The organism is Chryseobacterium carnipullorum (assembly GCF_003815695.1).
Lineage (GTDB): Bacteria > Bacteroidota > Bacteroidia > Flavobacteriales > Weeksellaceae > Chryseobacterium > Chryseobacterium carnipullorum.
The window spans coordinates 2,715,492-2,727,396 of sequence record NZ_CP033920.1; the positions used below are offsets into that span (position 1 = coordinate 2,715,492).

The 11,905-nt window shown below is 38.1% G+C and carries 12 protein-coding genes; 1 reads left to right on the forward strand and 11 read right to left on the reverse strand.

The features are described 5' to 3' along the window. Nucleotides 1–202 precede the first annotated feature (202 nt). The 6 genes from EG346_RS12365 to EG346_RS12390 all read right to left on the reverse strand — a co-directional run bounded on the left by EG346_RS12365 (nt 203) and on the right by EG346_RS12390 (nt 4,255). Nucleotides 203–940 carry an SDR family oxidoreductase gene (locus EG346_RS12365; protein ID WP_123878974.1) on the reverse strand — a complete coding sequence of 246 codons (738 nt, stop codon included), beginning with the start codon at nt 938–940 and terminating at the stop codon, nt 203–205. A gap of 68 nt (nt 941–1,008) precedes the next feature. Then, nucleotides 1,009–1,593: a TetR/AcrR family transcriptional regulator gene (locus EG346_RS12370; RefSeq protein WP_073336191.1), complete on the reverse strand. Its 585-nt coding sequence runs from the start codon at nt 1,591–1,593 to the stop codon at nt 1,009–1,011. A gap of 122 nt (nt 1,594–1,715) precedes the next feature. Continuing rightward, entirely contained in the window at nt 1,716–2,249 is a 534-nt protein-coding gene (locus tag EG346_RS12375; protein WP_123878976.1) for a GNAT family N-acetyltransferase, read from the reverse strand. Nucleotides 2,250–2,273: 24 nt separating this feature from the next. Continuing rightward, nucleotides 2,274–2,666, reverse strand: coding sequence for a VOC family protein (locus EG346_RS12380; protein ID WP_073336195.1), 393 nt, complete (start codon nt 2,664–2,666; stop codon nt 2,274–2,276). A gap of 7 nt (nt 2,667–2,673) precedes the next feature. Then, entirely contained in the window at nt 2,674–3,453 is a 780-nt protein-coding gene (locus tag EG346_RS12385; protein ID WP_123878978.1) for a hypothetical protein, read from the reverse strand. Nucleotides 3,454–3,463: 10 nt separating this feature from the next. Next, on the reverse strand, nt 3,464–4,255 hold the full coding sequence (locus tag EG346_RS12390) for a DUF6896 domain-containing protein (protein WP_181876048.1): 792 nt from the start codon (nt 4,253–4,255) through the stop codon (nt 3,464–3,466). Between the two features lie 93 nt (nt 4,256–4,348). On the opposite strand from EG346_RS12390, the gene pafA reads away from it, so the two are divergent. Next, the gene (gene pafA, locus EG346_RS12395; RefSeq protein ID WP_123878980.1) at nt 4,349–5,995 is read left to right on the forward strand and encodes an alkaline phosphatase PafA; all 1,647 of its coding nucleotides are present in this window, start codon (nt 4,349–4,351) and stop codon (nt 5,993–5,995) included. 514 nt (nt 5,996–6,509) lie between these two features. Here the strand turns inward: pafA and EG346_RS12400 are convergent. From EG346_RS12400 to EG346_RS12420, 5 genes are all read right to left on the reverse strand, one after another. After that, entirely contained in the window at nt 6,510–7,325 is an 816-nt protein-coding gene (locus EG346_RS12400; RefSeq protein ID WP_123878982.1) for a phage tail-like protein, read from the reverse strand. 41 nt (nt 7,326–7,366) lie between these two features. Beyond that, on the reverse strand, nt 7,367–8,161 hold the full coding sequence (locus EG346_RS12405) for a phage tail-like protein (RefSeq protein WP_123878985.1): 795 nt from the start codon (nt 8,159–8,161) through the stop codon (nt 7,367–7,369). A 42-nt stretch (nt 8,162–8,203) separates the two neighbouring features. After that, a complete protein-coding gene (locus EG346_RS12410; protein WP_123878987.1) occupies nt 8,204–8,995 on the reverse strand; it encodes a phage tail-like protein in 792 nt (263 codons plus the stop codon). 279 nt (nt 8,996–9,274) lie between these two features. After that, entirely contained in the window at nt 9,275–10,519 is a 1,245-nt protein-coding gene (locus EG346_RS12415; protein ID WP_073336209.1) for a phage tail-like protein, read from the reverse strand. Between the two features lie 67 nt (nt 10,520–10,586). Continuing rightward, nucleotides 10,587–11,834, reverse strand: a complete 1,248-nt coding sequence (locus EG346_RS12420) for a phage tail-like protein (RefSeq protein ID WP_123878989.1) — start codon at nt 11,832–11,834, stop codon at nt 10,587–10,589. Nucleotides 11,835–11,905 lie beyond the last annotated feature (71 nt).

An 11,905-nucleotide genomic window follows, 5' to 3' on the forward strand; every position in this document is an offset into this window, starting at 1 on the left:
TTTAATTTGTTGATTACTAATATAAGAAATTTTAATACACGATCATGTGATTTAATCAATATGATTTAGTATTTAAAGATTTAATCATGGAAATAATTGAAAAAAATGATGACAAAGTAGTGGGTAAGGAGATTTCACTAATAAAACTGCGGGCAAAGAATCCTCTTTCTCCCGCAGTATAGGATCGGATGGATGTAACCGGCTATTGGTTCATCACATCAAAAGCACCTTCAGAGCCAGCAAAGAAACTGCTGTATAAAACTTCTGTATTTCCCACTCGGATTTCATAAGTATCCTCAAGGAGCCCTTTCACAAGGTTTTCTGCCACTTCCGAAGCAGGAATACCATTTTCCCGGCCTCCAATTTCAACAGAAAAATCAGTGTTAACCAATGGCGGCATCAGTTCAAAAACTTTAATAGGGGTGTCTTTGGCCAGTTCATATCTTAAAAGTTTCGTATAGGAATGAAGAGCCGCTTTAGAATCAGAATAGGTAGGAAGATGGGATCCCGGGGCCAGTGCGACGATGGAAGAGACATTCACAACTGCTGCGTTTTCCTGTTTTTTTAGTAATGGAAGGAGTTTTTCGGTCAGACGTATCGGAGCGAAATAATTAGTTTCAAATTCTGCTGTTGCCTTATGGTACGTGTCTGATGTATCAGAAAGAGTATACACGTAAGCGTGTCCGGCATTGTTGATTAAGATATTCAGACCACCGAAACTGACTTTGATTTCTTCAACCAGTCGCTCTACATCTTTTTCATCAGTAATATCTGCCTGGATGGTAAAGATATTTTCGAGACCCGCTGATGCTGCATCAAGTTTAGCTTTATTTCTTCCTGCAATGATAACTTTGTTGGAGGTGTGAAGTGCTTTCGCAATTTCTAATCCGATTCCTGAGCCTCCACCCGTGATAAGAATAATGTTGTTGGTAATGTTCATGACATTTTTGTATTAAATTAATAAGTATTTTAAATTGTACTAATCGGTACAAAATTGAATAAAAAATTTTAATCCAGTATTTTAAGATTCATTTCAATGATGCTTTTCAGGATTTCCGGTGAACTCTCCATTCTTCTGGTAACATGAATTCCGTTCCACAGATTGCTGAGGTGCCATCCGATGATTTCCGGATCTTCTGTGCTGTTCATCTCACCTTTTTCCTGGGCACGTCTGATGGTTTTAGCAAAAAGAGACTGAAGTTCTTTAAGTAATTGGGCCGTGACCTTTTTAATTTCCTGATCTTTTTCAGAAAGCTGGACCAAAGCATTACCTAAATAACAGCCACGCTCTTTATCACAATCCGAAGCATACGCCAGACTTATAAAAAAATCTTTGATCAACTGAATCTTGTCTTCAGATGCAGCAAGACTTTGGGAAAGCTTTTGATAAAAACGCTCTGAAAACTGAGTGATGGAGCGCACATAAAGCTCCTGTTTCCCACCCTTAAAAGCAAGATAAAAACTGCCTTTTCCAATTCCCATAGCGCCCAGCAATTCTTCGGCAGAGGCTGTATCATAACCTTTGTCCCTGAAAACTTCAGTGGCTTTTGCCACAGCTTCCTGTTCGTTAAATATTTTAGGTCTTCCTGCCATCGGGATTCATTTTCTGAGACAAAGGTATATAATTGTACCATTTGGTACAAAATAAAAATTTCAATAGGTTTTATAGTTTTTGTCGATCGTTCAACTTGCCGACTGATTCCAGGTTTGTTTTTTTACAAATCCAAGGTCATGAACACAGCTGTTTCTTCAGGGTTTTCATACATTCTTGTATTCAGTCCCGTAATGCTGAAGCCTAGTCTTCTGTAAAACTGTATTGCAGGATAATTTGTATTCTGTGTTTCCAGCTCTATGATGCGGCAGTTTAAGTTTCTGGCTTCGCGGACCGTACTTTTGATCAGCTGGGCTCCGGCTCCGTTTCTTCTGAATTTTTCGCTGATCAGGATATTTTCAATATAAAAACTATTATTCCAGATTCTGTGCTCACCAATAATCCAGCCCATAAGTTCACCGTCCTCAAAAACTCCGAAAGAATGTCCTTTTTGAATCCTCTCATTAAGATCGTCCATGTCATCAGAAGTGGTTTCCCAGACCTTGCTGTAGCTCAGTGATTTTTCTCTCAATACAAATTCAAAAGAACCGGAATACTCAACAAAAGAGATTGATAGTATTTTGTCAGTGGTATAGCCGTTCAATCCCCATTTCAGAGCAGGGTTTTCAGTCAGTTTTTCTAATTTTTTTATTTCCATGAAAATAAAGAATATGATTGGTTTTTATTGAATTTCTGTGCAGATCTCAACCAAATAATTGTCAAGATCTTTGATATAGGCTACCTTTTGTCCCCAGGGTTTTACAGCCATATCTTCATACAGGACTGCTCCGTTTTTAACTGCTTTTTCCAAAAGTTTTTCTACCTCATCCGTTGTGAATCCTAATTCTATCCCGAAAGGTTTTTCCTGAGATTGAGAAGATAAAAATCCTTTCTTTATATTAGAACTGGCAAGATTGACGGAAGCGAAAGAAAGACTGGTGTCTCCGGTTATCAATTCTCCGTAATCTTTTTCAGGTGTTATAAATTTTATAGGGGTATCAAATGTATTTTGGTAAAAGTTCATGGACTTTTCAACATCCTCAACATATAAAATAACGTATTTGAATTTGATCATAATTGCTTTATTTTTTAATTAAAATATATTCTTCATCTTTTATCAATTGTACAAAGGGTCCATCTAAAGGATAGTAATCCATCCCTCCGAAATGACCGAAGTGGAGCGGATATTTCTGAGTCAGTTGAAGGATCTTATTTCCGAACGAATGAATATGGACATTCTGAATTGCATTTTCCATTTGTCTTCCGTTGGAGAAAATGAGCATCAGATTGCATTGGCTTTTAAAATCCTTCTCGTAATAGTAGAAAACATGAATATTCTCTTCATGACAGAGGAGGGTCAGATGATTAATCAAGTCTTTTTTACAGGAGAGCGGAAGATTACAATCAATTCTTATGGAAAGGTTTTCTGCATTGTCTTTTTTGAAATCTGATCCAATAATCTGAATAAACCGATGTTGTATGGTTTCATAGGGCCTATTTTCGGGTCTGAAATTCCTGGTTGATGTTGCTTCAAATGGAGTTTCAGTCAGATGAGCATGGGAGAGAATCAGTAATTGTTCTATTTCTGAAACGAACTGGAAATGTTCATCAAAAAGGGTATAGTCACCAGTTGAGATCAATAGCTGGTTTCCATTGATCTTGAGGTCTAAATACATCCTTTTGAAGCGTAGGTGGAGTTCCTCCAGTTTTTTCAGAAGGTTCTCAGGCTGTTCTACTAAAACCCTTGCTTCCAGTCCGGCAAGATTGTCAGCATGACCTCCCATTCCATTGATAAATGTAAAAAACTGGAAACGGTATAAGTTTTCGGGAAATTTGAAATACCAGTATACTCCTAATATCATTTTTTTATTCTTATGATTTTTTAAACTTCAAAAACTGTACTATCCTTGTTAGTTTAGATTGGCGCTTTTCAAAATCTGTCTCTGGATTAAATACTTTAATTTGAATCTTTTCCCGATCTTTTATAACGGTGCCGGAGTGATTTCCGATACTCGAATTAATTTTCTCCAGCAGGTCAAGTTTAAGCATGACTTCAAGAATTCTACATCCGTCAGCAAATTCGTCATAAATTTCTACTGGTAATGGCTGATATTGTGGGGTTGATTTAATGTAAATACTGAAAAAATAAGGATCCAAATCTCCAAACTCCATTCCAAACATAAAAGGCACTTCAATTTCCTGCTTTGTTTTTGTATTTTGAAACTGGCAATGATAGCCATGGAAAAAATAATTCCATTGTCCAACTTTTCCCCTGCTCATTCTTTGTCCCTTAATTCTATTAAAAGTAAGAAATGGAAAATCTTTATTTAATTTTACTTTCTTATTCGTAATAAATAAATTGATGAGTTCGGTACTCAATTCTCTATAATCTTTTGCACAGCGCGTAAAAAATAGCTGATTGGCTATTATTTCTTCATCTGTAATCAGTTTGCAGATGTTGATTTCGTGTTCTATAGTAGGAATGGCGATTTGAAAAGCCGGAAATCTTTTCTTTAAATCCGAGCCAAAATCTTCTCGTAAATGTTGAACAGAATCCTTAAAAATTAATCTAAGTTGTTTATGACGGGGAATATTTGAGATATAGTCAATGCTAGGAAATTCCTTGATTGATTGGATTGTTATTAATTCAATATTTCTTTCCAAAATTTTATATGGATGATTTCGCCAAATTTAATGAAATTTCACACGCCAAAACTTTCAAAACCCGTAAATTTGTGATCAACAAAAATTTACTAGATGCTTAGGAAAATTTCAATTGCGGCAGCGGCTTTATTGTCCGTAATTACAATCAATGCTCAGAAGAACAAAAATTCTCAGTTAGAAAGACCCAAATTAGTTGTAGGATTAGTCGTAGACCAGATGAGGTGGGACTATCTGTACCGTTTTTATAATAAATATGGAAACGATGGTTTTAAAAGACTTCTGAATACTGGATATTCTTTAAATAACGTTCACATTCCCTATGTACCTACCATTACTGCTTTGGGACATACCTGCATCTATACAGGTTCTGTACCTGCCATCCACGGGATTGCCGGAAACGACTGGACAGATAAAGAAACAGGAAAAAACGTATACTGTACGGCAGACGAAAGCGTTCAGCCGGTAGGAACAACCAATACAAAGACAGGAAGTCATTCTCCAAAAAATCTTTGGTCTACCACAGTGACTGATGAGTTGAGGCTGGCGACCAATTTCCAGGGAAAAGTAATCGGAGTTTCATTGAAAGACCGTGCTTCCATTCTTCCTGCAGGCCATACGCCGAACGGAGCATTTTGGTTTGATGACAGTACAGGAAATTTTATCACGAGTACCTGGTATATGAATGACCTGCCTCAGTGGGTAAAGTCTTTCAATTCTCAGAATCTTCCTGAAAAATTAGTAGCAAACGGCTGGAACACTTTACTTCCGATCAACCAATATACAGAAAGCTCACCTGATAATTCTTCATGGGAAGGCCTTCTCGGAAGTGCAAAGACCCCTGTTTTTCCTTACAGCAATTTAGCTCAGGATTATCAGACTAAAAAAGATAATATCCGTTATACGCCTTTCGGAAATACACTGACACTGAAATTGGCCGAAGCTTCTGTAGAAGGAGAGAAATTAGGGGGAGATAATATTACTGACTTTTTAGCCATCAACCTGGCTTCTACAGATTATGCAGGTCACAAATTCGGGCCGAATTCTATTGAAGTAGAAGATGTGTACTTAAGACTTGATCAGGATCTGGCTCAGTTTTTCAGTTATCTGGACTCAAAAGTAGGAAAGGGCGAGTATACGGTTTTCCTTTCTGCTGACCACGGTGGAGCTCATTCAGTAGGATTTTTGAAAGAACATAAGATCACCACAGGATTCTTCGGAGAGGGAATGGAAAAAGATATCAACCAGAAACTGAAAGATAAATTCGGGGTTGATCAGCTCATCAATGCAGTAGATAATTATCAGATCTATTTTGACAGAAAGCTGATGAAGGATAATAAAATAGAATTGGATGACCTGAGAGATTTTACCATCAAAGAATTGCAGAAAGATCCTACTGTTTTGTATGCCGTGTCTGTAGATGAAGTTCAGGAAGCTACGATTCCGGAACCGATTAAACAGAGAATCATCAACGGAATCAACAGACAGAGAAGCGGTGATATTCAGCTTATTTCTCATGATTCAATGCTTCCTCCTTACTCTAAAACAGGAACTACCCATAGTGTATGGAATTCGTATGACTCTCACATTCCACTGATCTTTATGGGGTGGGGAATTCATCAGGGAGAAAGTAATAAGGAGTATCACATGACCGATATTGCCCCTACTGTTTCATCACTGCTGAAAATTCAGTTCCCGAGTGGAAATGTAGGAAACCCGATTACAGAGGTTATTGGAAGGTAATAAAATTTCAAAGTATACAAAGCATTCCTTTCGGGGAATGTTTTTTTTTGATAGATCGTGCTAATTATAAAAATTTTAATCCGGGTTTTCATTGGATATGGTCAGCCCTGAAACGTTTATTTAAATAATCAATTATATTTAATTCTAGATTTTGGGATATATTTATATATTTGGAATACTAATTAAAATATTGAGTCATGAAAAAATTATCACGAGAAAATCTGAAAATGATCAAGGGTAGCGGAAATGCATGTTCAGTTGATCTTACATGTCCGCAACTTCATATCTGCTGTAATGGAGTTTGTTTGAAAACTACAGAAATAATATACCTACCCAACTGTGAATAGAAATAAGGATAATTACACCTTGGTATTTGATATTTCTGTTCTTAATTGAAAACGAATGGAATATAAAATCCAAGAGATTTTTAAGTAGTATAATATCAAAGAGATGCAGATTATGCATCTCTTTTTTTTGTATTAATTTAAAACAAATTATATCTGTTGACAAAATTTTATTTGGAAGGTGTTGCTCTTATATTGATGGCATCGCGGTTTCCTGAACCAAATGTTATCCTGAAAGCAGTACCGCTTCCACCGGCACCATTAACTGTAAGAGTATAGTTTCCGGCAGGTAATACTAAAGTAGAACGGGGTACAAGATAAAAATTACCGGTTGTGATAAAAGTTGAAAAGCTGTTCGTATACGATAGTGTGGATAACCCAAATACTGTATTGATCGGTATGCTGGCAGGGGCTGCAGTAAATGAATAATATACATTACAAAGCTTAACCGCGTTATCCGTTATTCCAGCTCCTGTACCGCCCGGGGCAATACCTGAGTTGGTGAAAATTGCCGAGATATTGGAATCAAATTCCACTACAGAAGGTTTACTTAAAGTAAATGATACAGTAGCCAAAGTAATAGTTGTAATGGATCCGGTCGTGGTAGCTGCCGGAACATCTAAACTGATTGTACCAAGTGCATCGCCACCTATGGTTCCTCCTGAAAGCATTGTTTTTTCAAACCAAGCTGTTTTTCTCTGCCATTGTGTTCCATCATTATAATATTCTCCCGGATAAACAGGATTGGCTGCTACAGTGGTATTGGTAGCAGTGTTATATACGGTCATTCCGGCAACATGCGCTGAAAGAGGAGAGGGATTATTGGTCGCTGTAAGAGCTACTCTCGGAAGCAAGAGTCCTTTATTGGTACTGCTGACCTCAAGCATAGCATTAGCGTTGGGGGAAGCAATGCCTATTCCTACCTGCGCCATCATTGTTGATGGAACACTTGAAAGAATGATAAATGCAGCAAATATATTTTTCATTGATTATGTTTTTAGTACGTTTAAATTCAAAATCTTCCCAACTATTTTGTTGGAGTGGCCTTAATCTGAACCATATCTCTGACTCCGGATCCATACGTAACTCTAAATGCATTACTGCTGGATGCCAATCCGTTGACATTGACCACATAATTTCCCGCTGGTAACAGAAGCGTGGCATGAGGCGCGGTATAAAAATTTCCTATAATGGTTGTAATATTGGCTGTAGTTGCATTCATATAAGTGATGGTGCTGTCTCCAAAAGGTGTATTCACAGCTATTCCGCTTGGGGCTGTGGTAAAAACGAAATTGGAAGTCACTAGTTTTATGGCTGAATCTCCTAAGGGTATCGTACTGTCACCGCTGGCATTAAATGACATCGAAATATTTCCACTGAACTCTACACTCGATGGTCTGTCCAGTGTAAAAGAAAATGTACTTAAAGTAGTCGTGGTAGGAGTGCCTGCAGCAATATCTACGGGAGTAGAGGAAAGGATATCGGCAATGGTCCCTCCTGTGATCATTCTTACATCATTCAGTGCAGACTTTCTCTGCCATTGGGTTCCATCATTATAATATTCACCGGGGTATACCGGATTGGCGGCAACTGAGGTATTGGTTACCGTATTATATACCATCATTCCTGCCACATGAGCTGTTAACGGTGCCGGATTATTAGTAGCAGTCAATGCGACTCTGGGTAGTAAAATACCTTTGGTTGAACTTGTGATGTCCAACTCTGCATTCGTATTGGGAGCAGATAATCCCACACCTACCTGGGCGTTTGTGAATGAAAAGAAGGCAAGAAATAAAGGGATCGTATATCTATTTTTTTTCATTTTGTGATATTTATTGGTGTTAAAAAGTTGATGAAGCTTTGATTACTGTAATGGAGTCGCCCTGATCTGGATCATATCATGAGTTCCTCCACCATAACCAATTCTAAACGCAGTTCCGCTTAATGCTGTACCTCTTAAATTAAGGACATAACTTCCTGCAGGTAAGGTAACCACTCCGTAAGGATTCAGATAAACATCTCCCGTTGCTGTTGCTGCGGCAGAAAGTGCGGTAGTATACGAGGCAGAATGATCACCAAAAAAAGCGGTTGTTGAAACTCCTGCAGGGGCCGTCGTAAACTGGAAATTAAGAGTACACAATTTTACAGCTCCATCTGATAAAGGTGTGGTGTTGCTTCCTGAAGCAGTATAGCGCGTAGAAACATCAGCACTGAACTCCACAGTAGACGGCCTGTCTAATGTAAAAGAAATCGTACTGAGTATGGTAGTCGATGCCGTTTCGGCAACAACATCTGCTGTGGTCAATGATATAGCATCATTTATTCCTCCTCCGGTAATCATTCTGGCATCATTCCACGTGGATTTCCTTAACCATTGTGTACCATCATTATAATACTCTCCCGGATATACAGGACTGGAAGCCACAGAAGTATTGGTGGATGTATTATAAACTGTCATTCCGGCGACATGGGCTGAAAGCGGGGAGGCACTGTTCGTGGAAACAAGAGCAATTCTAGGAAGAAGGAGTCCTTTATTTGTACTTGTGATGTCTAATGCTGCATTGGTATTCGGAGAAGATATCCCTATTCCAACCTGGGCTGTTACAAGTGAAAAGCCAACCAGTAGAAATCCAACCACACAATTCTTTTTTTTCATCTCTGTTTAGTTTTTTATTTAATTGATCAAAAAAATTCCAATAGTTACATCGGTATTTTAATGAATAATTAATGGTTAAATGGTTTTTAGTTTGATTGATAAGTAGGTTTTCGGTAGTCCTTTTTTATTATCAATACTTGCATTTTAAAGTATATACGAGATGCATGACTGTTTGGTTTTTATTTTTGAAAAAAAATTAAATATTTTTTTGATTAAATATTTTGACCCAAAAAAAACTCCCAGAAATGCTGAGAGTTTTTGTATCCTTTTATTTAATTTCTAATTAATATAGGAAGCGTTAAACGACATTGAAATAGGCCTGCAAGTCATGGTGACACCAGAGGTCGTTCCATTGTTGACTGCTCTTATCATTCTTACATCTAATGTGTGATTTCCCGTGTTGAGAAATTTAACCGTATTGATGGTAAATTGGGTATTGGTTCCGGCTGAGGTTTCCTGAGTCCTTAAATAACAGTCTGTTGCCACCCCGTCAATATATAATCTGGCTTCATAAGTAGCCTTTCCACCTCCTTCAGGGGTGCCTGTATAATCAATTCCAAGCATGAAATTAATAAATAAAGTTTTACCTCCGGAAGGAATTGTAATAGACTGCGATGTACCGGTTACGACTGTAGCTGCAAGATCATTCACATTAAAATCAATGCCGTTGGTGTTATTCACGGTAGCTGTATTGATGCTTGCCGGAGAAGGATTGGCGACCGTAATTATATTTCCGTTCGTATCTACACCTATAGATTGTCCTGTACCGGTGGGAGAAGCTGAGGTAAGATTGGTGAACCTTAATCCGGAGATATTGGCATTTCCGGAAGCAATTTCAAATTTTGAACCGGGCGTGTTGGTTCCTATACCCACATTTCCGTTACCCAGTATTATAATTTTTTCTCTGTCATTAGTTTTTAAAGCTAATGCAGCATCGTTGGTAGTACCTATACTTAATTGAGTAGAGTTTCCGTAAGAATTAATCTGTGCCTGATTATTGTCATCCACATAGAGGTCGAGATGCGACGATCCTCCGGTCAATGACAGAGATCCTCGTGAAGATCCGTTGGCAGAAAGAGTTCCCAAAACTGAGCTTGCTACAATTCCTACACTGGTCATATCATTCATAAAGACTATAGGGTTTCCGTTGGTTGTTACTATTCTCGTCCCTGCTAATCTGCCGTTCGAATTATAGAAATTGGATGTTCCCAGTTTTACCCATGCTGTTCCGCTAAAATAATAATATCCTGTTGCATCTATGTTGATAGCAGTGCCTGCTGATGTTCCTGTTGAAATACTGTTTATGAAAATCAATGTTGAAATGGGAACGGAAGTCATGCTTTGAGCTCTTTCTCTGTCTACTCTGGGGATTAATAATCCATCAACACCGTTGCTTGTGCCGGTAGAATTTTTTGCATTAATGTCAAGGGTAGAAAGCGGTAGACTGGTATGAATTCCCACCTGTGCCAGAACAAGAGAAATGCCACTTAAAAGAAATATAATGGAGAATTGAAATTTTTTCATGAATTAGGTTTAAAATAATGATTAATTGTTGTACTATTTAATTATTCAGATCTTAATGATTTGAAGCTTAGTTTAAATAAGAAGCATTAAATGATACTGACATTGGATTGCAAAGCATGTCTGCACCGGAGGCTGTCCCGTTATTGAAGGTTCTCTGCATTCTGACGTCGACTGTATGATTTCCGGCAGCAAGAAATTTTATGGTACTGATGCTAAAAGAAGCATTCGCACTGATTCCTATTTCCTGTGTCCTCATATAACAGTCGGTGGCTATACCGTCTATATATAATCTTGCTTCATAATAGGCGGTTCCACTTCCTGACGGATTATTGATGTAATCCACTCCAAGCATAAAATTGATAAATAAAGCTTTTCCACCTGCGGGAACATTTATTGATTGTGATGTTCCGGAGATGATGGTAGCGGTGACATCATTCACCGTAAAGTTGACCTCTGCTGTACTGTTTACCGATGAAGTACTTACAGTAGTAGGATTGGGATTAGCAACAGTCACTACATTTCCATTGGTATCCACACCCAAAGCCTGTCCCGCACCTATTGGAGAGGTAGAGGTAAGATTAGTGAATCTTAAGCCTGATGTATTTGTCGTTCCCGAAGTTAATTCCAATGCAGTATTAGGGGAAGAAGTGCCGATTCCTACATTCCCGTTATTCAGTAAGATCAGTTTTTCTGTTCCGTTTGTTTTAAGAGAAAGAGGGGCTGTATTCGTTGTTCCTATACTTAATTTTGTGATTGTTCCTGAAGAATTCATTTGGGTAGCATTGCCATTATCTGCATAGGTTTCCAATGTTTCGGCAGATGAAGATAAAGTGACAGACCCTTTAGCTGATCCACTTGCTGAAAAGCCTCCTTCTGCTGCACTGGTGATAATGCCTATAGTACTGGCTCCGTTGACAAAGCTGATAGAGTTTCCATTGGTTGTGATCAGTCTGAGTCCATTTAAAGTGCCGTCTGAAGTATAAATAGTGTTAGAAGGAATGAGTTTTATCCAGGAAGTTCCGTTATAGTAGTAAAATCCAGTTGTATCTATATTGACAGCAGTGCCGTTTTGGGTACCGGTGGTAATACTGTTGATGTAAATCATTGTAGAAACAGGAACACTGTTCATACTCTGTGCCCTTTGTCTGTCTAGTCTGGGGACTAGTATTCCATCTGTATCTGTGGAAGTACCTGTAGCATTTCTGGCATTAATATCTAATGTGGAAAGAGGAGTGGTAGTATTGATACCCACTTGAGCATGCATAAGTGAATAGCCTGAAATAATCAATAATATGGAGAGTTGTATTCTTTTCATGGGAAATTTTTTAAGAGGATACGTCATTAATTTTTACGGTAAAGAATGTAATAGGATTACTTGAATAATTA